The organism is Tabrizicola aquatica (assembly GCF_002900975.1).
Lineage (GTDB): Bacteria > Pseudomonadota > Alphaproteobacteria > Rhodobacterales > Rhodobacteraceae > Tabrizicola > Tabrizicola aquatica.
In genome coordinates, this window is sequence record NZ_PJON01000001.1 from 1508949 (window position 1) to 1534093 (window position 25145).

The window sequence follows — 25145 nt, forward strand, 5'->3', positions numbered from 1 at the left end:
CGATATCGCCCACCCTACGCCCGTGCCTTAGTAACGCGAGAAGAAGTCGTCGACTTCCCGCTCGGCTTCTTCCTTGGTGCGGCCGTACCGCTCCTGGATCTTGCCGGCCAGCTTGTCCTTGTGGCCATCCGCGATATCAAGCTCGTCATCGGTCAGCTTGCCCCACTGGACCTTGGCCTCGCCCTTGATCTGCTTCCACTTGCCGGCGATCTGGTCGTTGTTCATCGTCATCTCCTGAGACTTGCACCGCTGCTGCGGCCTACCCCAGAAAGACGCCCGGCCCCGCCCCCCGGTTCCCCCGGCGCGTCGGGGGTCGGCGGGATACAGCGCAAATGGAAAGGGCCGCCCCGAAGGACGGCCCCCTTGCCTTGCGGCCGGGTAGGGTCAGGCGGCGAAGGCGCCGGCTTCGACCGCAGCGGCCAGTTCTTCGGCCGACAGCTCGCCCGAGGCGTCGGTGTCAGCGGCCGTGAAGGTCTCTTCGGTCACGTTGGCATAGACCGCCTGGACTTCCACCAGCGAGAAGGTCCCGTTGGCATCCGTGTCCACGACTTCCGCAGCCGGAGCAGCAGCGTCAGCGGCCGGAGCAGCGGTTTCTTCAGCGAACACAGCGGTGGCCGTCAGAGCCGAAGCGGCCAGAACGAGAGCGAATTTCGTCATTGTCTTTCTCCAGTTTGCGGCATCGCAGCATTAGCGGCCGCGCAAGAAGGCCAATCTGCCTTCGCGGCGGAACCTATTCAAATCAAAACAGAATCCAAGATGAGTCGGCGCTTCCGAACGCGCCTATCACGCCGATGTTACTGCGCATGCAAAGGCCATTGACGCTGCAGCCGCATTGGTTCTTCTGAACGATTTCGCCCTGCGAAATCCACCCCTCCCCAGCCCGGCCCGCCCCCCGACGCAGAAATTTTCGCCCCGCCTGCACTTTCCCTCTTGCAGCCACCCGCGGCTCTTTATACATCCCCCCTCGTCCAGACCGGCGCGGGCGTAGCTCAGGGGTAGAGCATAACCTTGCCAAGGTTAGGGTCGTGAGTTCGAATCTCATCGCCCGCTCCAGTCTGGGACCAGCCAAAGGGCGCCCCACCGGGCGCCCTTTCGCGTCTCAAAGACTTGCCCCATGCGCCCCAAGGGTTTACCAGCCACAGGGAACCGCCGGAGGGCCCCGATGCGCAGCGCCACGATCACCCGCAAGACCGCCGAGACCGACATCTCGGTCACCGTCACCCTGGACGGCAGTGGCAGCCACGACTGCCAGACCGGCGTCGGCTTCTTCGACCACATGCTGGATCAGCTGGCGCGGCACAGCCTGATCGACCTGACCATCCGCGCCAAAGGCGACCTGCACATCGACGACCACCACACGGTCGAGGATGTGGGCATCGCCCTCGGCCAGGCCCTCGCCAAGGCGCTTGGCGACAAGCGCGGCATCCGCCGCTACGGCCACTTCCGGCTGGCGATGGACGACGCGCAGATCGCCACCGCGCTGGACCTCTCGGCCCGGCCCTTCCTGATCTGGAATGTCGATTTCCCCACCCCCAAGATCGGCACCTTCGACACCGAGCTTGTGCGCGAATTCTTCCAGGCCCTTGCCACCCACGGCGGCATCACGCTGCATGTGGACAAGCCGCACGGCTTCAACAGCCACCATATCGCCGAGGCTGCCTTCAAATCCGTCGCCCGCGCCCTGCGTGAGGCGGTGGAACCCGACCCCCGCCTTGGCAATGCGCTTCCTTCCACCAAGGGCGCCCTGTAACCACCGGGCGCCGCAAATCTTTTCGAAAAGATTTGCAAGAGTTTTCGAAAACTCTTGCCCGCACCACGAGACGACCCACATGCCCCTGACCGTCCTCGTCGACTACGATTCCGGCAACCTCCACTCCGCCGAGAAAGCCTTTCAGCGCATGGCGGCCGAAACGGGCGGCGGCAGCATCCTCGTGACCTCGCGCCCCGAGGATGTCGCCCGCGCCGACCGCATCGTGCTGCCCGGCGACGGCGCCTTCCCGGCCTGCCGCGCGGCGCTTGGCGCATACGGCGGCCTGTTCGAGGCCATCGAAGAGGCCGTCCTCCGCAAGGCCCGCCCGTTCCTTGGCATCTGCGTCGGCATGCAGATGCTTGCCAGCCGCGGCCACGAATACCGCCTGACCGAAGGCTTCGGCTGGATTCCCGGCGACGTGGTCAGGATCGAACCCGCCGACCGCGCGCTGAAAGTCCCGCACATGGGCTGGAACGACCTTGTCATCGACCACCAGCACCCCGTCCTCGGTGGCATCGCCACGGGTGACCACGCCTATTTCGTCCACTCCTACCATTTCCGCGTCACCGATCCGGCGCATCGGCTGGCCTTCTGCGATTATGGCGGGCCGATCACCGCCATCGTGGGTCGCGACAATATCCTTGGCACCCAGTTCCACCCCGAGAAATCTCAGGCCGCCGGCCTGCGCCTGATCGGCAACTTCCTGCGCTGGACGCCGTGATCCTTCCCCAGATCCTCAGCGAAATCGCCGAGGAAATGGCCTCCAGCACCGACCGGGGCCAGGTCGCCGACTACATCCCCGAACTTGCCGCGATCGACCCCGGCCAGTTCGGTCTGTCCGTGGTCCTGGCCGACGGCACGCAACACTCCACCGGCGACAGCGCCACGCCCTTCTCGATCCAGTCCGTCTCCAAGGTCTTTGGCCTTGCCATCGCCCTTGGCCGCCTGGGCGACCAGCTTTGGACCCGCGTCCGGCGCGAGCCTTCGGGCCTGGCCTTCAACTCCATCCTGCAGTTGGAAAGCGAACAGGGCATCCCCCGCAATCCCTTCATCAACGCCGGGGCCATCGTCACCACCGACGCGGCCCTCGGCAACCGCCCGCCGCGCGAATATCTGGCCGAACTTCTTACCTTCGTCCGCACGGCGGCGGGGGACGAGGATATCCACATCGACCGCGCCGTGGCGAAATCGGAAACCGAAACCGGCCACCGCAACTTTGCCCTGGCGCATTTCTTGAAATCGCAGGGCAACCTGATGAACCCGCCCGACCTTGTGCTGGGTGCCTACTTCCACCAATGCGCCATCGCGATGAACGTCGCGCAACTCGCCCGCGCCGGCCGCTTTCTGGCCGGCTTCCAACGCCTGATCGCGCCCGAGCGGGTGCGCCGGATCAACGCCCTGATGCTGACCTGCGGCCACTACGATGGATCGGGCGAATTCGCCTTCCGCGTCGGCCTGCCCGGCAAATCGGGGGTGGGCGGCGGCATCCTCGCCATCGCGCCCGGCCACGCCTCCATCGCCGTCTGGTCGCCGGGCCTGAATGCGCAAGGCAATTCCCAGCTTGGGACCGAGGCGTTGGAGATGCTGGCCCGCCGCACCGGCTGGTCGATCTTCGGCTAGGCGTCCCAGAGTCGGGGCTCGGCGAACTCCACCGAGTTCCCGGCCGGATCGCGCACATACAGCGACCGCGCCCCGTTCGGCCAGTCGAACTCGGCCTCGACCTCGACACCCGCCGCAAAGAAGCGCAGCCGCCAGCCCTCGATTTCCTCACGCGATGCGGCAAAGCAGACATGCCCCGCCCCCCGCGCGCCATGCACGGGCACCGGCATTGCAGGATTGCCCGAAGGCACCACCGTTGCGTCGGCATTGAACACCAGCAGCACCCCCGGACCTACGCGAAAGAACACATGCCGCCCCTCGACCCTGGCAATCACCTCCAGGCGCAGCAGGCCGGTGTAGAACGCCTCCGCCGCCGCCAGGTCCCTGGCATAAAGCGCGGTTTCCAGAATTGCCGAAGGTGTCATGGCCCCCTCCCTCTTACCGCCGCCTCAACGCCGTGCGGCGCGCACCCGTTCCATCAGCGCCAGCCCGCCCAGAATCAGCGCAAGCCCCGCGAAATGCCGCAACTCCAGGCGTTCGCCCAGCACCACCCAGCCCAGCCCCGCGGCGCTGAACGGGATCAGGAACGTGACCAGCGAGATTGCCGTCGCCCCCGCCCGCGCCAGGATGCGGAAGAAGATCAGGTATGCCACCGCCGAGGACAGGCTGGCCAGCGCCACCACCGCCGCCACCGGCCCCCAGCCGGGCCAGCCCAGCGCCCAGGGTTGGTCGACCGCCAGCCAGACCGGCGTCAGCAGGACCGTGCTGCAGGTCAGCACCCCCGCCGCCGTCTGCAAGGGCGTCACCCCCGCCGCGCGGAACCGCCGCCCCCAGACCCCCGCCACCCCATAAGACAGCGCGGCGCCCAGGCAGGCCAGCATCGCCAGCCCGTCGCCGCCCAGATCCTCGCCCGCCATCATCACCAGGACGCCGCCGAACCCCAGCCCCACCCCCGCCGCCTTCGCAGGCGTCAACCGCTCGTCAACCGTCGCGACATGCGCCACCAGCACGGTGAACAAGGGTGTTGTCGCGTTCAGGACACTCGCCAGCGCCCCGGTGATCTGCCCCTGCGCCAGCACGAACAGAGTGAACGGCACCAGGTTGTTCAACACCCCCATCACCGCCAGCGCCGGCCACACGGCCAGTGGCGGCAGTCCCTGTTCGGACACCCGCACCACCAGCACCAGAAGCACCGCCGCAAGTCCCACCCGCCCCCAGACGATGGTCAGCGCTGGCAATCCGGCCAAAGCCAGCTCGTTGAACAGGAAAGACCCTCCCCACAGCAGGGAGAGGGTCCACAGAAGTATCCAGTCGATGGCTTTCATCCGCCCTGCATGGCCTAAGCCAGCGCCAAAGGCGACCCGAAACCTGCGTTACTTCACCCGCTTCCAGGTGCCCCCGTCGCGGCAGATGCCCAGCACGCAGCCGCGCACCGACAGACTGTCCCCGGCCAGGGTCATGTCGCCGTTGTAGGTCTTGTCCCGGTCGGGTGAGTAGATCTTGCCGTCGTCGTAAAGCCCGCCTGCATAGGCCTGCATGTCCCAGACGATGCGCTTGCCAACATTCGGGCTGTCGATCGCGTTACCCTCGCCGTCGAAGGCCTTGACCAGCGTGCCGCAGAAAGCCGGGCCGCAGGGCTTGATCTGCACATGCCCGAAATTGCCGTTGTCGTCCTTTTTCGTCTGCCACATCCCTTCGACCGGATCAGCAAGTGCCATCCCGGCCATGACTACAAACCCCGCCGCATAAGCGAATACCTTCATCCTTGCGTCCTCCTCGCAATGTCCCTGCCCGCGACTTTGCGCTGACCGCAAAACCGATCAAGCGTGACGTCGGGTCGCGCGCCCGGCCTTTTCTTTCACCCCGGCCCATGCCAAAGACCGGCCCGACCGGAACGGAGGCCCGCCGATGATCCTTTACCCCGCCATCGACCTGAAGGACGGCCAATGCGTCCGCCTCCTGCGCGGCGAGATGTCCGCGGCCACCGTCTTTGGCGACGACCCCGCCGCCCAGGCGCTGAAGTTTCAGGACGCGGGCTGCGAATGGCTGCACCTTGTCGACCTGAACGGCGCCTTCGCCGGTCAGCCGGTGAATGCCGCTGCGGTCGAGGCGATCCTGAAGGCCGTCAAGGTCCCCGCCCAGCTTGGCGGCGGCATCCGTGACATGGCCACCATCGCGATGTGGCTGGACAAGGGCCTGTCCCGCGTCATCCTCGGCACCGTCGCGGTCGAGAACCCGGCCCTGGTTCGTGACGCCGCGAAAGCCTTCCCCGGTCAGGTCGCCGTCGGCATCGACGCCCGCAAGGGCCGCGTCGCGACCAAGGGCTGGGCCGAAGAGACCGACGTCATGGCCACCGACCTTGCCCGCAGCTTCCAGGACGCCGGCGTGGCCGCGATCATCTACACCGACATCGACCGCGACGGCGCGATGCAGGGCCCGAACATCGAGGCGACCGAGGCGCTGGCCCGCGCAGTGACGATCCCCGTCATCGCCAGCGGCGGCGTCAGCCGGATGGAGGACCTGATCGCGCTGCGCGACACCGGCGTCATCGCCGGCGCCATCTCGGGCCGCGCGCTGTACGACGGGGCCATCGACCTTGGCCAAGCACTCACCGCCCTCAAGGGATAGCTCCTCGTTCGACTTCGTCTCCTCGTCGCAGGGGCGAGGAGTGACGAAGTCATCGACGAGCCGTCCGCGCCGCCCGCCACACCAGCCGCCCCAGCCAGACCACCGACCCCAGGATCGACAGCACCGCCACGATCCAGTTCGCGCCCAGCGTCCCCCAGCCCTGCGCCCAGCCCATGGGGGCCAGAACCACCACCAGCACAGGCGTGATCAGGAACAGCCCGTGCTGCCAGACCGGCACCGGCCCGCCCAGGCTGACCGGCCGCGACCGGTCGCCCAGCCGCCGCATCACCCACAGGATCAGCGCAAGGATCACTGGCAGCACCACCCGCATCGGGTTCGGATCCGCGATCGACTGGGCAACCCAGACCGCCGCCGCAATCCCCGGCGCGATCCACAAGACCCAGGGTTTCGGGCGCGGCAGCGTGCCGATCCGGTCCATCACCACATGCGCCAGCACCACCACCAGCCCGCAGCCGATCAGATAGACCGCCAGCGCCAGGGTCGCGCCAAGGTCGGACCGTTCCGACACCCAGTACTGCGCCCAGAAGGCACCGAACAGACCATAAGCCCCCCAGACCAGCGCCATCCGCCACGGCCCCAGCGCCGCCCCGGCCCGCCCCAGACCAAAAGCCACCCCACCCGTGATCAGCGCATGCCAGGCCAAGGGCGTCCAGACCAGGAAGAACAGCGGCGGGCTCGGCTGGTAGATCGTCCCCACGATCACGCCTTCCGACATGTAGCCGACGATTGCCGCGCCAAGGAACACCGCAGGCCAGCCGCCCAGCCCCGCCCAGATCACCGCCGACAGCGCCACCGCCGCAGCGATGGCATAGGCGACCACCGTCAGCCCCCATTGCACCGGCGTCAGGTCAGCCGCGGGCATCGACCAGAACAGGTTCTCCGACCCCCAGACCGTCAGCCCACCCAGTAACAGCGATAAAAGCGCATAGCGCCAGGCTTCCATTCCTGCCTCCCGGCCTTTCTCGCACTCTAAGGCCACCCGCCGCGCGCCGGTCAAGTCGGACCGATTGAGGGGTGCATTGCTCGGCCCCGTGGACGGGTTCTCCCGGGTTGCCCAGTCCCAGTGGCGACTCTCCAGCAGCATCCGCCGATCTGACGGCCCACCCGGACCCTTGTTGTGCGAGAGCGGGATCCTGTGGTCATCCGCCCCCGACAAAAGCCCGCGGCCGAACACCCGGCACACCCGCACCGGGCCGCGCAAACGATGCCCGGCGGCCCACTGCCCCCCGCCTGCCGTGCCGCGAAAGCCTCGCCCCTCGGTCGGTTGCGCCTCGGCCCGGCGCTGCTCCTCGTGCGACTTCGTCTCCTCGTCGCGACCGCGCCCCATCCCCCGCGCGAGGAGTGACGCAGTCATCGACGAGCAGTCCCGTCAGTCCCAGGGCGACGGCCCGTCCAGGCTGATTTGACCAAAAACATTCTCCCGATGCCATTTCAGGTTCTCGGGATGCGGCCAGTCTCTTTGGTCCTTCGGCAAAACCAATCGCCTGCTTGCAACAATCAGCCGGTCAGAGACTTCGGTCGGCACCTTGTTGCGCGACACAAGGATCGTATGGTCCTCGGCCACCGACAGCAGACCCCGGTCGAACATCCAGTGCAAGGTTCCCGAGAGCGCAAGGCCGTTGCGAACCGCATCGCTTCCCTGACGCTCCACCGGCCGGATGTGCGCCGCGTTCACCTCTGGCCGCCCGCCGCCATTGCGCAGCCGCAGTCCAGACATCGCGCAGCGGTAGTCATACGCCTCCCGCACCTTCCGACGAAACGCCACGTCTCGGTAGGGACGGCTCACAAGGCGCTCGATCACCGGGCGCTCGAAGGGTATGGTGAGGTCATAAACGATCGGACCTGTCGGCTCATACCGCCGCGCCTCCAGCGCCTCCAGATCCACCGGCAGACCCGCCCGGACAATCGCCGCAAACTCCGCCTCCGGTAGCCGCCGGACAGCCAACTGGACGGCCCCACCAAAGGCAGGCCCACCATCCAGCCCCGTCAGCGCTGCTTCCCAGGGCCGCCCCTCGACCAGCCGGGGCACCTCGCGGTCAAACGGCAGGAAACTCCCCGGCTCGATCAGCGCCAGATACCGCCCCTTGACCCCGGGATTAACGACCACCCGTGCGATCTTCGCCACCGCAAAATAGCCGCGCGGACCGGCCTTGACCGGCTCGTAATAGACGACCCAATCCCCCACGCCTTCCTCCACCGCCCTCAGGTAAGTGCGGGGAAAGTCGTAGACGCGATCCGGTTCGTCATCGTAGATCGAACCGGCCTTGTGCAGAAGAACCAGCTTCACCATCTGCTACACGAAAGCACGTCCTGGCCGCCACGCAAGTCTATTTGCAGCCGAACCGTGATTTTTACCCGACGGCCTGCATGTGCCGCCGCCCACCCACTTCCAAGGGCAGGACAGCGGGACATCAGGTCGACCAGCGGTCCGGCACGCGACCCTATGCCCTCTTTTCAAAGCCGAGCCGACGCGCCACCCTCTCGCCATGTCCGTCCGCACCGACACCCTGCCCCGCGCCTCGACCCTCTGGACCCTGCACCGGCCCGGAGACTTCATGGATTGCTACTCGGTCCCCTCGACCCTCACCCCGCGCGAGGCGGCGGACCGGGGTCTTGCCATGCCAGGCTGGGCCGGCGCGCTCCTGCGGCTGCGCAACACCCTTGTCCGCCCCTTCGGCCTCAAGACCGGAGAAGCCGACCGCCCGATCTTCCCCACCTGCCATGAGACCGAAAACGAGATCATCCTTGGCACCGACGACAAGCACCTGAACTTCCGTATCGGGCTGCTCCGCGACCAGGGGCGCATCTACATGTCCACCTGGGTCCACCCCCACAACCGCTGGGGCCGCGCCTATCTGCGGCTGGTGATGCCCTTCCACATCCTGATCTCGCGCGGGGCGGTGGCGCGGATGGCGACCGGGCGTTAACCATCGGGTTTCCAATTCCCTAACACCCACGGCCAAGATATTGATTCCAATACGCAATCCCGAATTGCCCACCGTGGACACCCCGGCATTCAAACCGTCTTGCCTTTTTGCCCCTCTCGGGCCATCTCTCCCCCATGCTCAAGACCCGCATCATCCCCTGCCTCGACGTGGCCGACGGCCGCGTGGTGAAGGGTGTCAATTTCGTCGACCTGATCGACGCCGGTGACCCGGTCGAGGCCGCGAAAGCCTACGATGCCGCCGGCGCGGACGAGCTGTGCTTCCTCGACATCATGGCGACCGAGGATAACCGGGCCACGATGTTCGACCTGGTGACCCGCACCGCCGAGCAGTGCTTCATGCCCCTGACCGTCGGCGGCGGGGTCCGCACGCCGGATGACGTGAGGAAACTCCTCCTTGCCGGGGCCGACAAGGTCAGCTTCAACTCCGCCGCCGTGGCGCGGCCAGATGTGGTCGCCGAGGCCGCCGACCGTTTCGGGTCGCAATGCATCGTCGTCGCCATCGACGCCAAGACCGTCGAACCCGGCCGGTGGGAAATCTTCACCCACGGCGGCCGCCGCGCGACCGGGATCGACGCCGTCGAGTTCGCCCGCACCGTCGCCGCGAAGGGCGCGGGAGAGATCCTGCTGACCAGCATGGACCGCGACGGCACCAAGGGTGGCTACAACCTCCCCCTCACCCGCGCCATCGCGGACGCCGTTGATATCCCCGTCATCGCCAGCGGTGGGGTCGGCACGCTTGACCACCTGGTCGAGGGCATCACCGAAGGCCACGCCTCGGCCGTCCTCGCCGCCTCGATCTTCCACTTCGGCACCTTCACGATCGGTCAGGCCAAGGCCCACATGGCCGCTGCCGGCATCCCGGTGAGGCTGTCATGACCCTGGAACGTCTGGCCGCCACCATCGCCGCCCGCAAGGGCGCCGACCCCGAAACCTCCTGGACTGCGAAGCTGCTTGCCAAGGGGCCGGAGAAATGCGCCGAGAAGTTCGGGGAAGAGGCTGTCGAAGCAATCATCGAGGCGGTCAAGGGCGACCGCGCGCGGCTGACCTCGGAGGCCGCAGACGTACTCTACCACCTTCTGGTCATGCTTGCCGCGCGGGATGTGACGCTTGACGATGTCCTGGCGGAACTCGACCGACGTGAGGGCACCTCGGGCATCGCCGAGAAAGCCGGGCGCTGACCAAATTTCTTAAGCAAGAAATTTGCCAAAATCCTTACTCAAGGATTTTGCGGCGCTACAGGCCCAACCGTGGAATCTCGATCGCCGGGCAGCGGTTCATCACCACGTGCACCCCAGCCCCCCGCGCGCGGGAGGCTGCCGCTTCGTCCACCACGCCCAGCTGCATCCAGACAACCTTCGCGCCCAGCCGCACCGCCTCGTCTGCCACGGCCCCCGCCTCTTCGCTGCGGCGGAAGATATCGACCATGTCGACCGGTCCGGCCTCGGCCAGCGTCGCGACGACCGTCTCGCCCAAGGCTTCCTGCCCCGCCTGGCCCGGATTGACCGGAATCACCCGATAGCCCTTGCGCCTCAGATAATCGGCCACCCGATGGCTGGGGCGGTCGGGCTTCGGCGACCAGCCCACCAGGGCGATGGTCTTGACGCTGCTCAGGATGTCGCGGAGTTCGCTGTCGGACGGCATGGCATCACCCAAAGAAAAAGGCGCCCGGGGCAAACCCCGGACGCCAGTCGCGGAACGAGGGACAGTGAAGTCAAGGACGGGGTTCCGGCCCGTGCCTCCTTACTGTCATTTAGAAAGCTGAACGGTCCGTTAAAGACCTGTCGCAGAGTCGTGATCACTTCTGCCCCAGCGCAGACGAAGCCGCATAAAGCGACACAGCGGCGGCGTTCGAGACGTTCAGGCTGCCGAACGCCCCGGCAAAGGGAATGCGGGCCAGGACATCGCAGGTCTCGCGCGTCTTTTCGCGCAGGCCCGGACCTTCGGCCCCCAGGACCAGCGCGACCGGCCGCCCGCCAACACCCGCAACCGCCTCGGCCAGCGTCACCGGCGCCTCGCCATCCAGGCCGATCAGGGTAAAGCCCATGTCCTTCAGCGCCACCATCGCCTCGGCCAGGTTGGTGACCTTCAGATAGGGCTGACGCTCCAGCGCGCCGCTGGCGGTCTTGGCCAGGGCCCCGGTTTCCGGCGCCGAATGGTGCTTTGGCGCGACCACCGCGCGGGCACCGAACACTTCGGCCGAGCGCAGGATCGCGCCCACGTTGTGCGGGTCGGTCACCCGGTCCAGAAGCACGACGAGCGGCAAGCCCTCACCGGCGGCGCAGACGTCCTGGAACCGGCCCCAGTTCAGCGGCCGCACTTCGACCGCCGCACCCTGATGGACCGAGCCTTCGTCAATCGGCACGTCGAAGCGGCGCGGCTCCACCACCTCTGGCGCCATGCCCGAGGCCGCGACGGCCGCCTCCAGCTTGTCCAGCGCGTTCTTGGTCAGCACCAGACGCAGCTTTTCCCGCCGGGGGTTCATCAGGGCGTCGCGCACGGCGTGCAGCCCGAACAGCCAGACGGTCTCGCGCGCCTCGGCCTTCTGCCCGCGTTCCTTGTCGACCACCCAGGCCGGTTTCTTGCCGCCCGCCGCCATGTCCTTAACCCCCGAAACTGTGGCCCGGACCTTGGCCTGCCCGCGCGTCCCGATGCAAGCCGAAAACTTGCCCGACAACCCTTGACGCCCCCCGCCCCCTTGAGTAGACGAACCCCCGGCGGGCGACGAGCTGCAAGGTGCGGCAGGGGACTGTAACTCCCCCGGGGCGACCCACGCCTGGTTCGATTCCAGGGTCGCCCACCATTCGTTTCGAATGGTGTTCCAAAGCCGGGCCTACTTCCGAATTTTTGGTGCGGACTGCTGCCAGAGTCATTCGCTGATTGCGATCAGCCTGCGGCTATGCGCCCCCATCCTGGCTTGTCCGCCGCCTTCGGATCAACGGCCGATCAGGCCACACTCGGCCGCGTCAACACCAGCGGGCCCTGCTCGGTCGCAACCACGGTATGTTCATACTGCACCGCCAGCGCCGCAGGGCGCGCGTGCAACGTCCAGCCGTCGCTGCCCGTGTCCGCCCAATGCCCGCCCAGCGACAGGAACGGCTCGACCGTAAAGACCGCCCCGCGCTGGATGCGGCGCCGGTCGCGGTTCGGCCAGGTCGCGATCGTCTCGGGCGCCTCGTGCAGGGCGCGGCCGATCCCGTGGCTGCCCAGGTTGCGGATCAGCGTATAGCCACGCCGCTCGGCAAAGCGGCCGATGGCATTGCCCAGGTCCGCCAGTGGCCGGCCGGGCCGGACCGCCGCGATACCGGTCTGCATCGCCCGCCGCCCGTCGCGGCACAGGCGGGCCACCTCGGGGCGCACCGGGCCAAGCGGGAAACTGGCCCCGGTATCGGCGAAATAGCCGTCGCGGCTGGCCGAGACGTCGATGTTCACCAGATCGCCCGCCGCCAGCACCCGGTCACCGGGAACGCCATGCGCAATCTCTTCGTTCACGCTGATGCAGGTGGCACCCGGAAAGCCATAGGTCGCCTCAGGTGCCGACCGCGCGCCCGCCGCCTCCAGCAGCGCGCGACCGATGCCGTCCAGTTCCCGCGTGGTCATCCCGGGCTCCATCGCGCGGGCCATGGTGTGCAGGGTGTCGGCAACAATGCGGCCGATGGCTTGCAAGCCCGCCAGTTCCTCGGCCCGGGTGATGGTCATGGCGCGCGCCCTTTCTGCGGCCCCGCCGCTTGTCCTTCGCCTCTGGCACCCGGTCCCGGCACATCAGCCGGACCGGGCAAAGGCACCAACAGATCGTAGGCCCAATTGAAGCCGAACGCATAGACCAGATAAAAGCCGGCCAGCGACAGGTCCATCAGCAGGGCCTGGCCTAGTGGCACGGCCAGATACCACGCGATGAAGGGCACCAAAAGGACCAGAAGCCCCGCTTCGAACAGGACGGCATGCAGCATGCGCATCCGCAGCGTCTTGCGCAGGTCCAGGCCCAGCCGGACCAGCGCATGATCGAAACCCAGGTTGTAGGCATAGGTCCACAGCATTGCCAGCGTCGTGCTGACCAGCGCCACGACGCCAAACTCCCCGGCTGCAACCCCAAAGACCCAGCCGCCCAACGGGGCGACCAGGGCCAGCGCGATCATCTCGAACAGCACCGCATGGCGCAGCCGGTCGCGCGTGCTGCGCATCTGCTTGGCCGGTTTCATGACCCCTGCATCCCCGTCTGCTTGCCGCGCGTCCTGTGTACTCGGTCCGTCGCGTCGCCGCAGCCGTTCCCGTCATTTTGCCGACGGCCGCCCCTGCCGTCCTGCCCGCCGCAGGTCGCCATGGTTCCAGCGTCCATTGCAAGACCGCCCCTTGCGCCCTGCACCAAAGCGATGCGACACAGACAGAAACCAGCAAGGCCCGGTGCCCCATGTCCGTCTCGACCCATTTCACCCATGCCATCACCCGCCGCCCGGCGGCCAGCATCATCCGCGGCCTGCGCGCTGTCGACATCGGCACGCCCGACCTGGCCCTGATGCAGGCCCACCACGACGCCTATATCGCCACCCTGCGCGAGACTGGGGCGACCGTCGTGGAACTGCCGCCGCTGGAGGCCTATCCCGATTCGGTCTTTGTCGAGGATACCGCGCTTTGTCTGCCGCAGGGCGCCGTCGTCATGCGCCCCGGCGCGCCCTCGCGCCTCGGCGAGGCGGCCGAGATGGCCCCGCACCTCCGCGCGCTTTACGGCCAGGTGGTCGCGATCACCGGCGCCGACAGCTTCATCGAAGGCGGCGACATCCTGGTGACGGAACGCGAGATCCTGGTCGGCCGCTCGGCCCGCACCAATGCCGCCGGGATCGCCGAACTGACCGCATTGACCGCCCCCTGGGGCCACAAGGTCCGCGAGGTCCACACGCCCCCCGGCGTGCTGCATTTCAAGACCGACTGCTCGCTTCTGGATGCCGAGACGATCCTTTCGACCACCCGGCTGTCCGCCTCGGGCTGCTTTGCCGGATACCGGGTCATCGACGTGCCGGACGGCGAAGAGGCGGCCGCCAATACGATCCGCTTCAACGACCTGGTGCTGATGCCCGCGGGCTTTCCCAAGACCCGCGACGCCATCGCCGCAGCGGGCTTTACCGTGCGCGAGATCGGCAATTCCGAATGCGCCAAGCTGGACGGCGGCATGTCCTGCCTCTCGCTGCGCTTCACCCCGCAGAAATGAGCTTCAACATCCTCGCCGTCGGCCAGGCCGGCCGCCTGGAATACGAGGCGATCCTTCTGGCCGCCTCGCTGCGCCACGCGGACCCCGGCTTTGCCGGCACGCTGTTCATCGCCGAACCGCAGCCGGGCGGCAAATGGCCGAAAGACCCGCGCATGGCCCCGCGCAGCCGCGCGCTTCTGGCCGAGCTTAGCGCTGAGATCCTGCCGTTCGAGGCGCGCTTCTTCGGCCAGGACTACCCGCACGGCAACAAGATCGAGGCACTGCAGGCCCTGCCCGACGCGCCGTTCCTGTTCCTGGACACCGACACGCTGATCACCGGCCCGCTGTCCGCGATCCCCTTCGATTTCGCCCGCCCCGCCGCCTCGATGCGGCGCGAGAATACCTGGCCCAAGGTCGAACTTTACGGCCCCAGCCTGGCCCAGACCTGGAAGGCGCTCTACGACCGGTTCGGGCTGGACTTCGAAAGCTCGCTCGACCCGACACAGCCCGACGACTATTGGCAGCGCCACCTTTACTTCAACGCGGGCTGGTTCTTCCACGAAAGCCCCGCGCGCTTTGGCAACCGCTTCCTCGCCTGGGCCAAGGAAATTCGCGACAACCCGCCCGCCGAACTGGTCTGCCAGGAAATCTTCCCCTGGCTGGACCAGATCGCCCTGCCGCTGGTCATCCACTCGCTGGGCGGCGGGCGGCCCGGCCCGGACTTGGCGGCGCTGGACGGAACCGCGACCTGCCACTACCGCACCCTGCCCCTGCTTTACGCCCGCGAAAGCGACCTGGCCGTCGCCGTGCTGGAGGAGGTGGCCAAGGACAAGGCCCTGCGTCCCACCCTGCGCGACTGGGAGGCGATGAAGGCGATGGTCTACCAGAACAAGGGCCGCAAGGCCCGCGCGCTGTTCGACCGCGACCGGCTGCCCCACCGCGAGCAGGTGATCCGCAACACCCTGAAACGCGAGGGCCTCTGGCTGCGGTAGGGCGCGTCGCACCCTACATCTCCAGCGTCACCACCGGCCACAGCGACAGCACCAGCAGCCCCGCCATCGTCCAGTTGAACAGCGCCAGCCGCCCCGGCGCCTCCAGCCAGCGCCGCACCGCCTGCCCCGCCCCGGCCCAGACCGACACCGAGGGCAGGTTCACCAGCGCAAACACCCCCGCCACCATCGCATAGCCCGCGACCGAAGGCTCGGGCACATAGGCCGCTACCGCGCCCAGCGCCATGGCCCAGGCCTTGGGGTTCACCCATTGGAACGCCGCCGCCTGCCAAAAGCTCATCGGCTGCGGCTTCACCCGCCCCTCGCCCGGCGCGCCGGCATGGGCGATCTTCCAGGCCAGCCACAGCATATAGGCAACCGAGGCAAGCTTCAGCCCGGTCAGCAGCGGCGGCCAGGTCTGGAACACTCCGGCCAGCCCCAGGCCCACCAGGAACACCATCAGCGAATGGCCGACGCTGATCCCCAGCATATGCGGCACGGTCCGGCGAAAGCCGAAGTTCACCCCGCTGGCCAGAAGCATCATGTTGTTCGGCCCCGGCGTGACCGAGGTGACGAAGGCAAAGCCCAGCAGGGCCAGAAGCAGTTCTTGTGTCATGCGCGCAATCCTGCACCGTTCGGACCGCGTCGGGATTGCAAAGATGCGGCCCATGACGCATCTTTCGCAACAAATGACCAAGCTTGACGACACAGACCAGCGGATATTGCGCGAACTGCAACGCGACGCGCGCCAGCCCAACCTGGCCCTGGCCGAGAGGGTGGGCCTTTCGCCCTCCGCCTGCCTCCGCCGGGTGCAGGCGTTGGAGCGTGCTGGCGTGATCCGTTCCTACCGGGCCGTGCTGGACCCCGAAAAGCTGGGGATCGGCTTTGTCGCTTATGTAACCGTGGGCCTGAACGCCCATACCAAGCAGGCGCAGGAAAGCTTTGAACGCGCCATCGCCCGCGCGCCGCAGGTCCGCGAATGCCACAACATCACCGGCACCGTGGAATACCTTATGCGCATCGAGACCCCCGACCTTGCGGCCTACAAGCACTGGCACACCGAGGTCCTTGGCGTCCTGCCGCAGGTTCAGTCGATCACCACCTTCGTGGTGATGGGCAGCCCGAAGGATGACCGGGCTTAGGGTTTGACCCGTACAGAATTCTGTACGTACAGGAGTGACGAACCACAGGACGCCGGCAGATGACCATCCTTACCTATACCGACGCCCGCAACGGCCTCGCCAGCCTACTGGACCGCGTCGTGCAAGACCGGGAGGCTGCGATAATCACCCGTCCCGGGCGCGAATCCGTCGTATTGGTGGCGCAAAGTGAATGGGATGCGATCCAGACGACGCTGCATCTCTTGTCCTCGCCGCGCAACGCGTCTCGTCTGCATGACGCCATCGCCCAGTTGAACGCCGGTGGCGACGATGGACGGACGCTTGGTTGAAACTGATCTTCGCGGCCCACGCCTGGGCTGATGACCTGCAATGGCAAGCCAATGCCCCCCATCCTGACCCGGATCAACACCCTGATCGAGGAATGTCGCCGCCACCCCTTCACCGGCACCGGCAAGCCTGAACTCTTGAAGGGCGACCTCACCGGCTGGTGGTCGCGCCGCATCACCTCGGAACATCGGCAGGTCTATCGCGTGTCAGGCTCTGGCTCCGACCAATGCATCCAGATTGCCCAGTGCCGGTATCACTACTGACGCCCACGCGGCCCTGGTCTGGAATGGCGCACTTGCCGTTGCGCCTGCGCACCTTGAATGAACCAGGCAGTCAACTTATTCGGGACCATCAAGCATGACCGTGACCGTCCTTGCGCTCACCACCCCTCGCCCTGGCGGCGAGATGGCCCTGCAATCCTATCTGGATGTGGTTGGCCCATTGATGCAGGCTGCCGGCGCGCGCCTTGTCAGCCGTCATTCGGTCGCAGATACCCTGGCTGGCACCATCCCGGCACGCTTTGTCTCGATTATGGAGTATCCGTCCGAAGCTGCCCTGCGTCAGGTCTTTGAAAGCCCGGCTTATCTGGCGCTTGAGCAGATCAAGGCGACAGCCTTTTCCCAGTATCAGGTCAGCGTGCTGGATCGCTTCGCTTAACTTTTGAACACGGCCTCCATCTCGGGGAACCCCTTCACCTCGATCGGGTTGCCGCTGGGGTCGCGGACGAACATCGTCCACTGCTCGCCCGGCTGGCCCTGAAAGCGCACTTGCGGCGGCAGGACAAAGTCCACGCCCGCCGCCGTCAGCCGGTCGGCCAGCACACGCCAGTCCGGCAGGTGCAGGACCAGCCCCAGATGCGGCATCGGGACCAGGTGGTCACCAACCTTGCCGGTGTTCGTGGTCTTGAACGGCTCGCCCAGATGCAGGCTGATCTGGTGGCCGAAGAAGTCGAAATCGACCCAGGTGTCGGTGCTGCGCCCCTCGCGGCAGCCAAGGATGCCGCCGTAGAAGGCGCGCGCCTCGTTCAGGCTGGTGACGTGATAGGCCAGGTGGAAGGGGGTCAGCATCGCGCGCACTCCGGGTTTCGGCCGGGCAATCCAAGCAGGAAGGCTTGCCCGCCGCAACAATCCTTCTGCCGAAAGGCCCCGGAAAGGATGAAAATTCCGTAAACACCCGAAGCCAAGCCATTGATTTCCCTAATCTCCAGGCGGCTGTCCACCGTGGACAGCACCCCGTTGCCAGCCGGGCCATTCCCCCCTACCCTCCCGCCCCGAACATCGGAGGACCCCATGACCGACAGACCCCTCGCCTTTGAAACCCTCGCCATCCATGCCGGCGCCGAGCCGGACCCCGCGACCGGCGCGCGGCAGGTGCCGATCTACCAGACCACCGCCTACGTCTTCCGGGACGCCGACCACGCCGCGAAGCTCTTCAATCTGCAGGAAGTCGGCTACATCTACTCGCGCCTGACGAACCCAACCGTGTCGGCCCTCGCCAACCGGGTGGTGGCACTTGAAGGCGGAGCGGGCGGCATCGCCTGTTCCTCGGGCCACGCGGCGCAGATCATGGCGCTGTTTCCGATCATGGCCCCCGGCCGCAACATCGTCGCCTCCACCAAGCTGTACGGCGGGACCATCCAGCAGTTCAGCAATACCATCCGCAAGTTCGGCTGGTCGGCCAAATTCGTCGACTTCGACGACCCCAAGGCCATCGAGGCCGCCATCGACGGCGACACCCGGGCCTTGTTCTGCGAGACGATCTGCAACCCGGGCGGCGCGCTGTCCGACCTGCCCGCCATCGCCCGCGTGGCCGATCAGGCGCACATCCCCCTCATCGTCGACAACACGACCGCCAGCCCCTACCTGTGCCGCCCGATTGAACACGGCGCGACCCTTGTCGTCCATTCGGCGACCAAATACCTGACCGGCAACGGCACCGTCACCGGCGGCATCGTGGTCGACAGCGGCAAGTTCAACTGGTCGGCGGACGACAAGTTCCCCTCGCTCTCCCAGCCCGAGCCGGCCTACCACGGCCTGGTTTTCCACCCGACGCTGGGCAACATGGCCTTCACCTTCCACTCCATCGCCATCGGGTTGCGCGACCTGGGCATGACGATGAACCCGCAGGGTGCCCACTACACCCTGATGGGGATCGAGACCCTGGCCCTGCGGATGCAGCGTCACATCGAGAACGCGCAGATCGTGGCCGAATGGCTGGAGCAGGATCCGCGGGTCGGCAAGGTCACCTATCCGGGCCTCAAATCCTCGCCCTTTCACCATCTGGCGCAGAAGATCACGCCCAAGGGGCCGGGGGCGCTGTTCACCTTCAGCATCAAGGGCGGGTACGAGGCCTGCGTGAAGCTGGTCGACAACCTGAAACTGTTCAGCCACGTCGCGAACCTGGGCGATACCCGGTCGCTGGTGATCCACCCGGCCTCGACCACGCACCGGCAGTTGTCGGAAGAGGCGCAGGTCAGGGCGGGGGCCGCGCCGGATGTGGTGCGTGTCTCGATCGGGATCGAGGATGTGCGTGACATCATCGCCGACCTGGATCAGGCGCTGGCCAAGGCCACCGCATAAGTCCGCAAAAGCAGGAGGTCAGCCCCCAGGGGCTGCCTCTAGCGGCGGGGCGGGGAAAACACCGTCGGGCAGCGGCGCAAGCCATGCGATCCGGGCCGTCAGCCGGGCCGGGGCACCCGGGGCCCAATCCACCGTCAGCGACTGCATCCGGCAGGTAAGACCCCCCTCGGGACAGGCGGCTTGCGCTTGCGAAACTGCGGCGGCCAGCGCGGCCTCGACCGTCGCCGTGCCGTCCACGCCGGGGTCCAGTTCCACCTGCACACGGTTCATGTTCAGCACATGCGCACCCAGGTCGGGCAGCGGCTCGGCCTCGGGTTGCAGGCGATAGACCAGTTCCAGCCGAAAGCGCGCCGTCCCCTGGATAGGATCGACGCTGCCCTCTTCGACACGGGCGGCATTGACGGCGCAATCGGCCGCGACCGAGTCGGTCAGCACCTTGCACAGCGACGCCGCCAGCATGGGGGCGCGGATATCGGCCAGCACCTGAAGATAGGGTTCGTCGGGCAACTTTTCGCCCTGGGCCAGCAGGTCGATCAGCCGGGCGGACCGGACGACCGTTGCGGTCCGTTCGGGCCGGAACCGGTCCTGACGCAGATAGGCCAACGCCTCGGCCCGGGGCACCAGCCCGCCCGAGGGCGAAATCAGCCAGTCCTGGCTGGGCACCGGCACGGCGGGATCGGGGGATATCTCAGGCGCTTCGGCGGCACTGGCGGGCAGCGACTGGTAGTATTGCCAGCCGGCCGCGCCAAAGCCCACGGCCATCAACAGCACCCCGGTTCCGATCAGCAGCCGCAGCATCAGAAACTTGCCCCCTGGCGCAGGTACTGAAGATCGCCAAAGGCGAAGGTCAGGGCGATAGCCTTGACGCGGGCGGCAAAATCCTCGCCCTCGGCGACCTGGCCACGGATTTCGAAGAAGCGGTCCTGGGTCATGCGGATCTTGGCACCTTCGATCGAGGCGTAGACGGCTTTCGGCTCCTCTGCCGCGGGGACCGGCCCGACAACCGAAAGGGTGCCCTGGTCAAAGCCGATGCGGCTGGTCGAGGCTTCGATCCCGAACGTATCGCGAAACCAGGTATCATAGGCCGCCACGCGGTCGTTGATCTGCGCCAGCCGGGTTTCGGCTTCCTCGTCCGAGATCACGCCAAGTTCGACCGACTGAAAGAACATGGCGCCCTGGTTCAAGGCGTAGGCAGGCTGGATACCGCAGGATTGCAGGCCATCGTCCAGAATGACCTCGACCGGGACCACGGGGTCCAGGTTGGCGATCCCGGCCTGGCTGCCGCCCAGCAGGACCACCCTTTCGATCCGGGCGCCGGGGGCAAGGTGCAGGTTCCACATCCGCAGGCCCGGCCCGGTTTCCAGCACCAGATAGATCGGGGCCGCAGTTTCCGTAACGGCAACGTCATAGGCCTGATAGCTGGGCCCGGAGAGGTTCAGCAGCGCCGTCGTCCCGGAACTGCGGTAAGCGTTCACCAGTTGCTGGACCGCAGCGGCAAGATGGCTGTCGTTATAGGTCGACATCGCCAGGTCGATCTTGCTGGCCCCGGCCCGCACATGCGCGACGGTGCTGCCCGCCTGCGGTGGTGTCGGACGGCAGCCCATGATCTGACGAATCGTCGTGATCTCGGCCGGGGTATCGCTGCCTGCGCGGGTGGTATAGCCGGTGATCACATCCTTGATGAAGACCGGCTCGTTCCCTGCGGCCGCAGCGATCGGCCCCTTGGCCTGCAGACCATCGGTGTCATCGTCCAGAAAGTCCGCGGGCGAATCGCCTGACCGGCCGGCAAGGTCAAAGTCGGTGGGCTGGGCCATGGCCTCGACCATATCCAGCACCTGAGGCGGCAAGATGCCTTCGAAAGCCCGGGGTCCGCCGACCACAAGCGCAACGGCCGCAAGCGCAATCGCACCCACGATTGCCATGCTGATCGGACCGCGCACCATCTGCCTGCTCCTGCCCCTTGTCCGGCGTCAGCGCCCTCATCCCGTCAAACTTGGGCGAAATCAGGCCGAAACGGCGGAACAGTTGCGATTTCGGCCTGATTCCCTTGGCTTAGCGCGCTTATTGCACAATCTCGTAGAAGATCGTCACCGCCGCCTCGACGTTCATCTCGCCCCCGGCAACCGGCACCGGGGCGGCGGCCAGCTCGGCCTTGTAGAGCGGGATCGGGCTTTCGGACGCCGTGCCTTCGCTGATCGACACGATCCGGCCCAGCTTGACCCCTGCCGCCGCCGCCAGCAACTCGGCCCGGGCGCGGGCATCCGCCACCGCCTCTTTCCGTGCCTCGTCCAGCAGCGGACCGGGATTGACGAAGCCGAAACTCAATCCATTCAACGTGTTGGCCCCGTCCTGTACGGCCGCATCCAGCACCTGCCCCAACCCGGCAAGGTCGCGGATCGTCACCGTCAGCATGTTCGCCGCGAGATAGCCCGAGATGGTGGGGCTGCCGCTGTCATAGCCGGTCCAGTTCGGATTGACCGACAGGTTCGAGGTCTGCATGTCCCGTGCCTCGACCCCGGCAGTGGCCAGGCGCGCCATCACCGCCTCCATCGCGGCAGAGTTCGCGGCCAGCGCGGCCACGGCAGTCTCGCCTTGGGTGGTCACCCCGATCGAAAGGCTGGCCATGTCGGGCGCGGCCTCGACCGTGCCGATGCCGGTGACGTTCAGCAGCGGGGCCGGGGCGTCTTGTGCCAAAGCGGGGCTGGACAGAGGCAGCGCCAGGGCCGAGGCCAGGGCAAGGGCAGAAAGGACACGCATCGGGTTTCTCCTTGGTTGCGCGGCAGATTTCGGACTTGTGACGTTTCCTGCAAGCCGATCCTTGGCCGTTTTCCTTTCATTCGGCGAAAAGCTGCTGTAGTTCTGCGCCAGCCCTGCGCGGCACGTTCCCGCGCCTAAAGAATCCGTGCTAGACCCGCCGCATGAAACCGACTTTCGCACTTGATCTGACCCGCGACGTCGTGGGTCTGCTGCACCGGACCCCGAAGGGCTGGCTTTCGGTCGGCGAGGTGGCCTTTGACGCCCCCGACCTGGACGAGGCGCTGGATTACCTGCGCAAGACCGCGCTTGGCCTGTCGCCGCTGGGCCTTGCCACCAAGATCGTGCTGCCGAACAGCCAGATCCTGTATACCGAGGTCACCGCCCCCGGCCCCAGCCGCGACGAGAAGCGCCGCCAGATCGCCACCGCGCTTGAGGGGCGGACGCCCTATGACGTGGCCGATCTGGTGTTCGACTGGTCCGGCAAGGGTGCCACAGTCAAGGTCGCCGTCGTCGCCCGCGAGACCCTGGACGAGGCCGAGGCCTTTGCCGTCCAGCACAAGCTGAACCCGGTCGGCTTCGTCGCGATCCCCGAGGGTGACGAATTCGTCGGCGAGCCGTTCTTCGGACCGACTGCCGCCGCCACCACCCTGCTGGCCGAGGGTGAGACCGTCGAAAAGGACCGCGAGCCGGTCAGCATCCTGCAACGCGAACTTCCCGCCGCCGCACCACTTGCCGCACCTCGGGACGCAGATCCGGTGACCGAGGCGGTGGAACCAGCGCCTGAACCGGCATCGGTCGAACCCGCGCAGCCCACAGCTGCGGAACGCTCGGCAGCCGATCTCTCGACGCCCGAAGCCGCAGCCGTAGCACCGGAACCCGACACTCCGGCCCCGGCCCCACCCCCGGCCCATGTCCAGCCCGACGATGATCCACTTCCCGGTCTCGAAGAGGCATTGAACGCCGATCTGCCCGAGCCAGAGCCAACCCCCATTGCATCGGCCCCCAGTGCGACGGCCCCGGTAGCACTGGCCCCAAGTGCATCTGCCCCCGCCGCGGAACCGCCCGCCCCGGAGGAGGACTTGGCCGACGACCTGCCAGGCGGCCTTCTGTTCACCCAAACCGGGCAACCCGCAGCCAAGACGGTCGACTCGCGTCAGTCTGATGAGGCGGACGAGGCGCCGTTTGCCCATGTCCCCGACTCGCAGGCCGAGGATGAGGGTCCCGCCCCCATTGATCCGGCCCCGGCCGCGCCGCCCAGGGTCGGACCCAAGACCAGCGTCACCGCGACCGAACTTGACGACGATATTCCGCCCGCACCGCCTTCGGCCGCGATGGTGGCTTTCGCCAGTCGGCGTGCCACTGCCGGGGCCGCGCCGGCCGTTCCTGCCCCATCCACCGCCCGGCCCGACGCCTCTGGCGCGGCCAAGCTTGGTTCCGCGACGCCGGCTCCGGTCCGTCCGGCCCCGGCCAAGACCGTCCAGGGATTGGTGACGGCACCGTCGATCCCCGGCACGCGCGGCAAGCCCAAGGCCAAACCCGGCGCCGAGATTCCCCGGCCGATCGGGCCCGGACCGACAACGGTGAGATCCCCGGCGCGGCCCGGCGGCACGTTCGGTACCGCCGCCCCTGCTCGGGGTCGCGGCGGCATGGTGTTCACCATCCTCGTCGCCTTGCTGCTTCTGTTCCTGGCACTGATCGCGGCCTGGTCGTCCTATTATCTTTCGGCCGACGATACGAAAGCATCCGCCACCGAGGTCGCGGCGATCGCCGATGCCGATCCGGCCGGGACTTCGCCCCCCGCGGTCGAGGACGAGATGCTGGCCGACATGCAGGACCCCGAGGGCCTGACCGAGCCGCTTCCCGAGGCCGAGGCCGTGGCAGATGGCGTCGATCTCGCCACCTTGGCCACCGAGACGGCTCCCGATCCGGGTGCCGTCAACATGGCGGCCGAGGACCCGGCGCTGATCGCAGCCGAAACTGCCGCGGAAGCCGAGGCCGCTGCTGCCGCGCCCGAGCCTGCTCCGGGCACTGCCGTCGCCACCGATGTGACGGCAGCGCAAGCCCCGGCTGAGGACCAGGACGAGATCTTCCTGTCCGCGATGGACGCGCCGCCGCCCGCGCTTGATGCCCTGGCGCTGCCCGCGCCGATCGACACCGCAGATGCCGCCCCAGCCCCGGTCATGCCGCCGCCGGCCTTCGGGACGGTCTATCGTTTCGATGCCAAGGGTCTGCTGGTCCCGACGCCCGAGGGGATCGTCAGCCCGGATGGGGTGCTGCTGATCGCGGGCCCGCCGCCGCTGGTCCCGCCTTCACGCAGCGAGGCCGCCGCCGCGCTGGCCGCCGCTGCAGCTCCGGTCGTTGCCGACCCCGCCGATGAGCCGGTGGCCGCAGCGGTCGACCCCGCCGCCGACCCCGCTGGCGGACCCGCACCGACCACCGCCGCAGACGCCTCGCTGGTGACGACAGGCGCGACCGACGCGGCAGAGACGGTCGCCGGGGCTGCCGAGACCCCCGTTGCCTCCGACCCGGCCCTGGCCGGCTTCCGCCCCCGCGCCCGGCCTGAGAGCCTTGCTGTCCCGGCGACCGACGACGGGGCCAGCCTGGACCCCGACCCCGCCGTGGCCGCAGAGTTCGCCGGCAAGCGCCCCCTGCCCCGGCCCGAGGTTATCCTCGCCGCCGCAGCTGCCGCTGCCCCCGCTGCCGCCCCCGCTGACCTTGGGGCACAGGGTGCCTCGCTGACCGCGCAGGCCGAGGCCGAGCTGGCCGCCGCCGCCGCGCTGGAGGCGCGCAATCCCTCGGTCGTGGCCATCTCGCGCCGGCCCGAGGCGCGGCCGCGCGACTTCAGCAGGGCGGTCGAGGCTGCGGTGGCGGCCGCCGTGCGCGCGCCGGAACCCGAGGAAGTCGCCGCAACGGCGCCGGCCCCGGACCTGAAGCCCGAGGAACTGGACGAGGCGACCTCGGACGAGCCGGAGGTGGCGGCGGCGGCGCCGTCGATCCCGACCCGGGCCAGCGTCGCCAAGCAGGCGACCTTCGCGAATGCGATCAACCTGTCGAAGATCAACCTGATCGGCACCTATGGCACCGACTCGCGCCGGTATGCGCTGATCCGGCAGTCGAACGGGCGGTTCAAGAAGGTCTCGGTCGGCGACCGGATCGATGGGGGGACGGTGAAAGCGATCACCGAGACCGAGGTCCGCTATCAGAAGGGCGGGCGGCTGATCAGCCTGAAGATGCCGAAGGCCTGACGC

31 protein-coding genes and 2 tRNA genes are annotated in these 25145 nt (G+C 67.5%); 17 read left to right on the forward strand and 16 right to left on the reverse strand.

Annotated features, from left to right (window positions below; genetic code table 11):
* Positions 1-27: 27 nt before the first annotated feature.
* Both CXR42_RS07400 and CXR42_RS07405 read right to left on the reverse strand, forming a co-directional pair.
* Positions 28-225 (reverse strand): CsbD family protein, encoded by a 198-nt coding sequence (locus tag CXR42_RS07400; RefSeq protein ID WP_103257086.1) that lies wholly within the window; start codon positions 223-225, stop codon positions 28-30.
* A 159-nt stretch (positions 226-384) separates the two neighbouring features.
* Positions 385-657 carry an EF-hand domain-containing protein gene (locus CXR42_RS07405; RefSeq protein ID WP_245875359.1) on the reverse strand — a complete coding sequence of 91 codons (273 nt, stop codon included), beginning with the start codon at positions 655-657 and terminating at the stop codon, positions 385-387.
* A 321-nt stretch (positions 658-978) separates the two neighbouring features.
* On the opposite strand from CXR42_RS07405, the gene CXR42_RS07410 reads away from it, so the two are divergent.
* The 4 genes from CXR42_RS07410 to CXR42_RS07425 all read left to right on the forward strand — a co-directional run bounded on the left by CXR42_RS07410 (position 979) and on the right by CXR42_RS07425 (position 3370).
* Positions 979-1053, forward strand: a tRNA-Gly gene (locus tag CXR42_RS07410).
* Positions 1054-1162: 109 nt separating this feature from the next.
* Complete coding sequence (hisB, locus tag CXR42_RS07415) at positions 1163-1750, forward strand: imidazoleglycerol-phosphate dehydratase HisB (protein WP_103256777.1); 588 nt, start codon at positions 1163-1165, stop codon at positions 1748-1750.
* A 79-nt stretch (positions 1751-1829) separates the two neighbouring features.
* Positions 1830-2471 (forward strand): imidazole glycerol phosphate synthase subunit HisH, encoded by a 642-nt coding sequence (hisH, locus tag CXR42_RS07420; RefSeq protein ID WP_103256778.1) that lies wholly within the window; start codon positions 1830-1832, stop codon positions 2469-2471.
* Positions 2468-3370 carry a glutaminase gene (locus tag CXR42_RS07425; RefSeq protein WP_103256779.1) on the forward strand — a complete coding sequence of 301 codons (903 nt, stop codon included), beginning with the start codon at positions 2468-2470 and terminating at the stop codon, positions 3368-3370. The genes hisH and CXR42_RS07425 overlap by 4 nt, the downstream gene beginning before the upstream one ends.
* Here CXR42_RS07425 and CXR42_RS07430 read toward each other — a convergent pair.
* From CXR42_RS07430 to CXR42_RS07440, 3 genes are read right to left on the reverse strand one after another with little or no spacing between them, the layout of a single operon-like run.
* Positions 3367-3774: a VOC family protein gene (locus CXR42_RS07430; RefSeq protein WP_103256780.1), complete on the reverse strand. Its 408-nt coding sequence runs from the start codon at positions 3772-3774 to the stop codon at positions 3367-3369. The genes CXR42_RS07425 and CXR42_RS07430 overlap by 4 nt on opposite strands.
* 24 nt (positions 3775-3798) lie before the next feature.
* Entirely contained in the window at positions 3799-4674 is an 876-nt protein-coding gene (locus CXR42_RS07435) for a DMT family transporter (RefSeq protein ID WP_103256781.1), read from the reverse strand.
* Between the two features lie 48 nt (positions 4675-4722).
* Positions 4723-5112, reverse strand: a complete 390-nt coding sequence (locus tag CXR42_RS07440; protein WP_103256782.1) for a DUF2147 domain-containing protein — start codon at positions 5110-5112, stop codon at positions 4723-4725.
* Positions 5113-5257: 145 nt separating this feature from the next.
* Here CXR42_RS07440 and hisA point away from each other — a divergent pair, with 145 nt between their 5' ends.
* Positions 5258-5977 (forward strand): 1-(5-phosphoribosyl)-5-[(5-phosphoribosylamino)methylideneamino]imidazole-4-carboxamide isomerase, encoded by a 720-nt coding sequence (gene hisA, locus CXR42_RS07445; protein WP_103256783.1) that lies wholly within the window; start codon positions 5258-5260, stop codon positions 5975-5977.
* A gap of 49 nt (positions 5978-6026) precedes the next feature.
* On the opposite strand, the gene CXR42_RS07450 is transcribed toward hisA, so the two are convergent.
* Complete coding sequence (locus CXR42_RS07450) at positions 6027-6941, reverse strand: hypothetical protein (protein ID WP_103256784.1); 915 nt, start codon at positions 6939-6941, stop codon at positions 6027-6029.
* Between the two features lie 426 nt (positions 6942-7367).
* A complete protein-coding gene (locus CXR42_RS07455; protein ID WP_103256785.1) occupies positions 7368-8288 on the reverse strand; it encodes an HNH endonuclease in 921 nt (306 codons plus the stop codon).
* 196 nt (positions 8289-8484) lie between these two features.
* Here CXR42_RS07455 and CXR42_RS07460 point away from each other — a divergent pair, with 196 nt between their 5' ends.
* The 3 genes from CXR42_RS07460 to CXR42_RS07470 all read left to right on the forward strand — a co-directional run bounded on the left by CXR42_RS07460 (position 8485) and on the right by CXR42_RS07470 (position 10123).
* Positions 8485-8925, forward strand: a complete 441-nt coding sequence (locus CXR42_RS07460; protein WP_103256786.1) for a DUF2867 domain-containing protein — start codon at positions 8485-8487, stop codon at positions 8923-8925.
* A 134-nt stretch (positions 8926-9059) separates the two neighbouring features.
* Positions 9060-9821 carry an imidazole glycerol phosphate synthase subunit HisF gene (gene hisF / locus CXR42_RS07465; protein ID WP_103256787.1) on the forward strand — a complete coding sequence of 254 codons (762 nt, stop codon included), beginning with the start codon at positions 9060-9062 and terminating at the stop codon, positions 9819-9821.
* On the forward strand, positions 9818-10123 hold the full coding sequence (locus tag CXR42_RS07470; RefSeq protein WP_103256788.1) for a phosphoribosyl-ATP diphosphatase: 306 nt from the start codon (positions 9818-9820) through the stop codon (positions 10121-10123). Before hisF ends, CXR42_RS07470 begins: the two co-directional genes overlap by 4 nt.
* Before the next feature lie 55 nt (positions 10124-10178).
* Here the strand turns inward: CXR42_RS07470 and CXR42_RS07475 are convergent, their stop codons facing one another.
* Together CXR42_RS07475 and rlmB are read right to left on the reverse strand one after the other, a co-directional pair.
* Entirely contained in the window at positions 10179-10586 is a 408-nt protein-coding gene (locus CXR42_RS07475) for a CoA-binding protein (protein WP_103256789.1), read from the reverse strand.
* A 154-nt stretch (positions 10587-10740) separates the two neighbouring features.
* Positions 10741-11541, reverse strand: coding sequence for a 23S rRNA (guanosine(2251)-2'-O)-methyltransferase RlmB (rlmB, locus tag CXR42_RS07480; RefSeq protein ID WP_103256790.1), 801 nt, complete (start codon positions 11539-11541; stop codon positions 10741-10743).
* Positions 11542-11661: 120 nt separating this feature from the next.
* On the opposite strand from rlmB, the gene CXR42_RS19475 reads away from it, so the two are divergent.
* Positions 11662-11745: transfer RNA gene (locus tag CXR42_RS19475), tRNA-Tyr, on the forward strand.
* A gap of 143 nt (positions 11746-11888) precedes the next feature.
* Here the strand turns inward: CXR42_RS19475 and map are convergent.
* Both map and CXR42_RS07490 read right to left on the reverse strand, forming a co-directional pair.
* Entirely contained in the window at positions 11889-12641 is a 753-nt protein-coding gene (gene map / locus CXR42_RS07485; protein WP_103256791.1) for a type I methionyl aminopeptidase, read from the reverse strand.
* On the reverse strand, positions 12638-13141 hold the full coding sequence (locus tag CXR42_RS07490; protein WP_342749208.1) for a PACE efflux transporter: 504 nt from the start codon (positions 13139-13141) through the stop codon (positions 12638-12640). The genes map and CXR42_RS07490 overlap by 4 nt, the downstream gene beginning before the upstream one ends.
* A 209-nt stretch (positions 13142-13350) precedes the next feature.
* Here CXR42_RS07490 and CXR42_RS07495 point away from each other — a divergent pair, with 209 nt between their 5' ends.
* Together CXR42_RS07495 and CXR42_RS07500 are read left to right on the forward strand one after the other, a co-directional pair.
* A complete protein-coding gene (locus CXR42_RS07495) occupies positions 13351-14145 on the forward strand; it encodes a dimethylarginine dimethylaminohydrolase family protein (protein ID WP_103256792.1) in 795 nt (264 codons plus the stop codon).
* Positions 14142-15116, forward strand: a complete 975-nt coding sequence (locus CXR42_RS07500) for a hypothetical protein (RefSeq protein ID WP_103256793.1) — start codon at positions 14142-14144, stop codon at positions 15114-15116. Before CXR42_RS07495 ends, CXR42_RS07500 begins: the two co-directional genes overlap by 4 nt.
* Positions 15117-15129: 13 nt before the next feature.
* On the opposite strand, the gene CXR42_RS07505 is transcribed toward CXR42_RS07500, so the two are convergent.
* On the reverse strand, positions 15130-15729 hold the full coding sequence (locus CXR42_RS07505; RefSeq protein WP_103256794.1) for a LysE family translocator: 600 nt from the start codon (positions 15727-15729) through the stop codon (positions 15130-15132).
* A gap of 73 nt (positions 15730-15802) precedes the next feature.
* On the opposite strand from CXR42_RS07505, the gene CXR42_RS07510 reads away from it, so the two are divergent.
* The 4 genes from CXR42_RS07510 (at position 15803) to CXR42_RS07525 (ending at position 17218) form a co-directional block, all read left to right on the forward strand.
* Positions 15803-16255, forward strand: coding sequence for an Lrp/AsnC family transcriptional regulator (locus tag CXR42_RS07510; RefSeq protein WP_103257089.1), 453 nt, complete (start codon positions 15803-15805; stop codon positions 16253-16255).
* A 59-nt stretch (positions 16256-16314) separates the two neighbouring features.
* Positions 16315-16563, forward strand: a complete 249-nt coding sequence (locus CXR42_RS07515) for a type II toxin-antitoxin system Phd/YefM family antitoxin (protein ID WP_103256795.1) — start codon at positions 16315-16317, stop codon at positions 16561-16563.
* A gap of 51 nt (positions 16564-16614) precedes the next feature.
* Entirely contained in the window at positions 16615-16824 is a 210-nt protein-coding gene (locus CXR42_RS07520; protein WP_425444843.1) for a Txe/YoeB family addiction module toxin, read from the forward strand.
* 94 nt (positions 16825-16918) lie between these two features.
* Complete coding sequence (locus CXR42_RS07525) at positions 16919-17218, forward strand: DUF1330 domain-containing protein (protein WP_103256796.1); 300 nt, start codon at positions 16919-16921, stop codon at positions 17216-17218.
* Here the strand turns inward: CXR42_RS07525 and CXR42_RS07530 are convergent.
* Positions 17215-17628, reverse strand: a complete 414-nt coding sequence (locus tag CXR42_RS07530; protein WP_103256797.1) for a VOC family protein — start codon at positions 17626-17628, stop codon at positions 17215-17217. The genes CXR42_RS07525 and CXR42_RS07530 overlap by 4 nt on opposite strands.
* Positions 17629-17850: 222 nt before the next feature.
* Between CXR42_RS07530 and CXR42_RS07535 the strand changes: the two genes are divergently transcribed.
* The gene (locus CXR42_RS07535; RefSeq protein WP_103256798.1) at positions 17851-19140 is read left to right on the forward strand and encodes an O-acetylhomoserine aminocarboxypropyltransferase/cysteine synthase family protein; all 1290 of its coding nucleotides are present in this window, start codon (positions 17851-17853) and stop codon (positions 19138-19140) included.
* Between the two features lie 18 nt (positions 19141-19158).
* Here the strand turns inward: CXR42_RS07535 and CXR42_RS07540 are convergent, their stop codons facing one another.
* From CXR42_RS07540 to CXR42_RS07550, 3 genes are all read right to left on the reverse strand, one after another.
* Positions 19159-19938, reverse strand: a complete 780-nt coding sequence (locus CXR42_RS07540) for a hypothetical protein (protein WP_103256799.1) — start codon at positions 19936-19938, stop codon at positions 19159-19161.
* The gene (locus CXR42_RS07545; protein ID WP_103256800.1) at positions 19938-21083 is read right to left on the reverse strand and encodes a hypothetical protein; all 1146 of its coding nucleotides are present in this window, start codon (positions 21081-21083) and stop codon (positions 19938-19940) included. Before CXR42_RS07545 ends, CXR42_RS07540 begins: the two co-directional genes overlap by 1 nt.
* A 118-nt stretch (positions 21084-21201) precedes the next feature.
* Positions 21202-21897, reverse strand: a complete 696-nt coding sequence (locus tag CXR42_RS07550) for an SIMPL domain-containing protein (RefSeq protein WP_103256801.1) — start codon at positions 21895-21897, stop codon at positions 21202-21204.
* A gap of 161 nt (positions 21898-22058) precedes the next feature.
* Between CXR42_RS07550 and CXR42_RS07555 the strand changes: the two genes are divergently transcribed.
* Positions 22059-25142, forward strand: a complete 3084-nt coding sequence (locus tag CXR42_RS07555) for a translation initiation factor 2 (RefSeq protein WP_103256802.1) — start codon at positions 22059-22061, stop codon at positions 25140-25142.
* The last annotated feature ends 3 nt before the right edge of the window (positions 25143-25145 follow it).

Coding starts and splice junctions, on each gene's coding strand:
- CXR42_RS07400 (WP_103257086.1), bottom strand. CDS start 225: ATGAACAACGACCAGATCGCCGGCAAGTGGAAGCAGATCAAGGGCGAG.
- CXR42_RS07405 (WP_245875359.1), bottom strand. CDS start 657: ATGACGAAATTCGCTCTCGTTCTGGCCGCTTCGGCTCTGACGGCCACC.
- hisB (WP_103256777.1), top strand. CDS start 1,163: ATGCGCAGCGCCACGATCACCCGCAAGACCGCCGAGACCGACATCTCG.
- hisH (WP_103256778.1), top strand. CDS start 1,830: ATGCCCCTGACCGTCCTCGTCGACTACGATTCCGGCAACCTCCACTCC.
- CXR42_RS07430 (WP_103256780.1), bottom strand. CDS start 3,774: ATGACACCTTCGGCAATTCTGGAAACCGCGCTTTATGCCAGGGACCTG.
- CXR42_RS07435 (WP_103256781.1), bottom strand. CDS start 4,674: ATGAAAGCCATCGACTGGATACTTCTGTGGACCCTCTCCCTGCTGTGG.
- CXR42_RS07440 (WP_103256782.1), bottom strand. CDS start 5,112: ATGAAGGTATTCGCTTATGCGGCGGGGTTTGTAGTCATGGCCGGGATG.
- hisA (WP_103256783.1), top strand. CDS start 5,258: ATGATCCTTTACCCCGCCATCGACCTGAAGGACGGCCAATGCGTCCGC.
- CXR42_RS07450 (WP_103256784.1), bottom strand. CDS start 6,941: ATGGAAGCCTGGCGCTATGCGCTTTTATCGCTGTTACTGGGTGGGCTG.
- CXR42_RS07455 (WP_103256785.1), bottom strand. CDS start 8,288: ATGGTGAAGCTGGTTCTTCTGCACAAGGCCGGTTCGATCTACGATGAC.
- CXR42_RS07460 (WP_103256786.1), top strand. CDS start 8,485: ATGTCCGTCCGCACCGACACCCTGCCCCGCGCCTCGACCCTCTGGACC.
- hisF (WP_103256787.1), top strand. CDS start 9,060: ATGCTCAAGACCCGCATCATCCCCTGCCTCGACGTGGCCGACGGCCGC.
- CXR42_RS07470 (WP_103256788.1), top strand. CDS start 9,818: ATGACCCTGGAACGTCTGGCCGCCACCATCGCCGCCCGCAAGGGCGCC.
- CXR42_RS07475 (WP_103256789.1), bottom strand. CDS start 10,586: ATGCCGTCCGACAGCGAACTCCGCGACATCCTGAGCAGCGTCAAGACC.
- rlmB (WP_103256790.1), bottom strand. CDS start 11,541: ATGGCGGCGGGCGGCAAGAAACCGGCCTGGGTGGTCGACAAGGAACGC.
- map (WP_103256791.1), bottom strand. CDS start 12,641: ATGACCATCACCCGGGCCGAGGAACTGGCGGGCTTGCAAGCCATCGGC.
- CXR42_RS07490 (WP_342749208.1), bottom strand. CDS start 13,141: ATGAAACCGGCCAAGCAGATGCGCAGCACGCGCGACCGGCTGCGCCAT.
- CXR42_RS07495 (WP_103256792.1), top strand. CDS start 13,351: ATGTCCGTCTCGACCCATTTCACCCATGCCATCACCCGCCGCCCGGCG.
- CXR42_RS07500 (WP_103256793.1), top strand. CDS start 14,142: ATGAGCTTCAACATCCTCGCCGTCGGCCAGGCCGGCCGCCTGGAATAC.
- CXR42_RS07505 (WP_103256794.1), bottom strand. CDS start 15,729: ATGACACAAGAACTGCTTCTGGCCCTGCTGGGCTTTGCCTTCGTCACC.
- CXR42_RS07510 (WP_103257089.1), top strand. CDS start 15,803: ATGACCAAGCTTGACGACACAGACCAGCGGATATTGCGCGAACTGCAA.
- CXR42_RS07515 (WP_103256795.1), top strand. CDS start 16,315: ATGACCATCCTTACCTATACCGACGCCCGCAACGGCCTCGCCAGCCTA.
- CXR42_RS07520 (WP_425444843.1), top strand. CDS start 16,615: ATGCCCCCCATCCTGACCCGGATCAACACCCTGATCGAGGAATGTCGC.
- CXR42_RS07525 (WP_103256796.1), top strand. CDS start 16,919: ATGACCGTGACCGTCCTTGCGCTCACCACCCCTCGCCCTGGCGGCGAG.
- CXR42_RS07530 (WP_103256797.1), bottom strand. CDS start 17,628: ATGCTGACCCCCTTCCACCTGGCCTATCACGTCACCAGCCTGAACGAG.
- CXR42_RS07535 (WP_103256798.1), top strand. CDS start 17,851: ATGACCGACAGACCCCTCGCCTTTGAAACCCTCGCCATCCATGCCGGC.
- CXR42_RS07540 (WP_103256799.1), bottom strand. CDS start 19,938: ATGCTGCGGCTGCTGATCGGAACCGGGGTGCTGTTGATGGCCGTGGGC.
- CXR42_RS07545 (WP_103256800.1), bottom strand. CDS start 21,083: ATGGTGCGCGGTCCGATCAGCATGGCAATCGTGGGTGCGATTGCGCTT.
- CXR42_RS07550 (WP_103256801.1), bottom strand. CDS start 21,897: ATGCGTGTCCTTTCTGCCCTTGCCCTGGCCTCGGCCCTGGCGCTGCCT.
- CXR42_RS07555 (WP_103256802.1), top strand. CDS start 22,059: ATGAAACCGACTTTCGCACTTGATCTGACCCGCGACGTCGTGGGTCTG.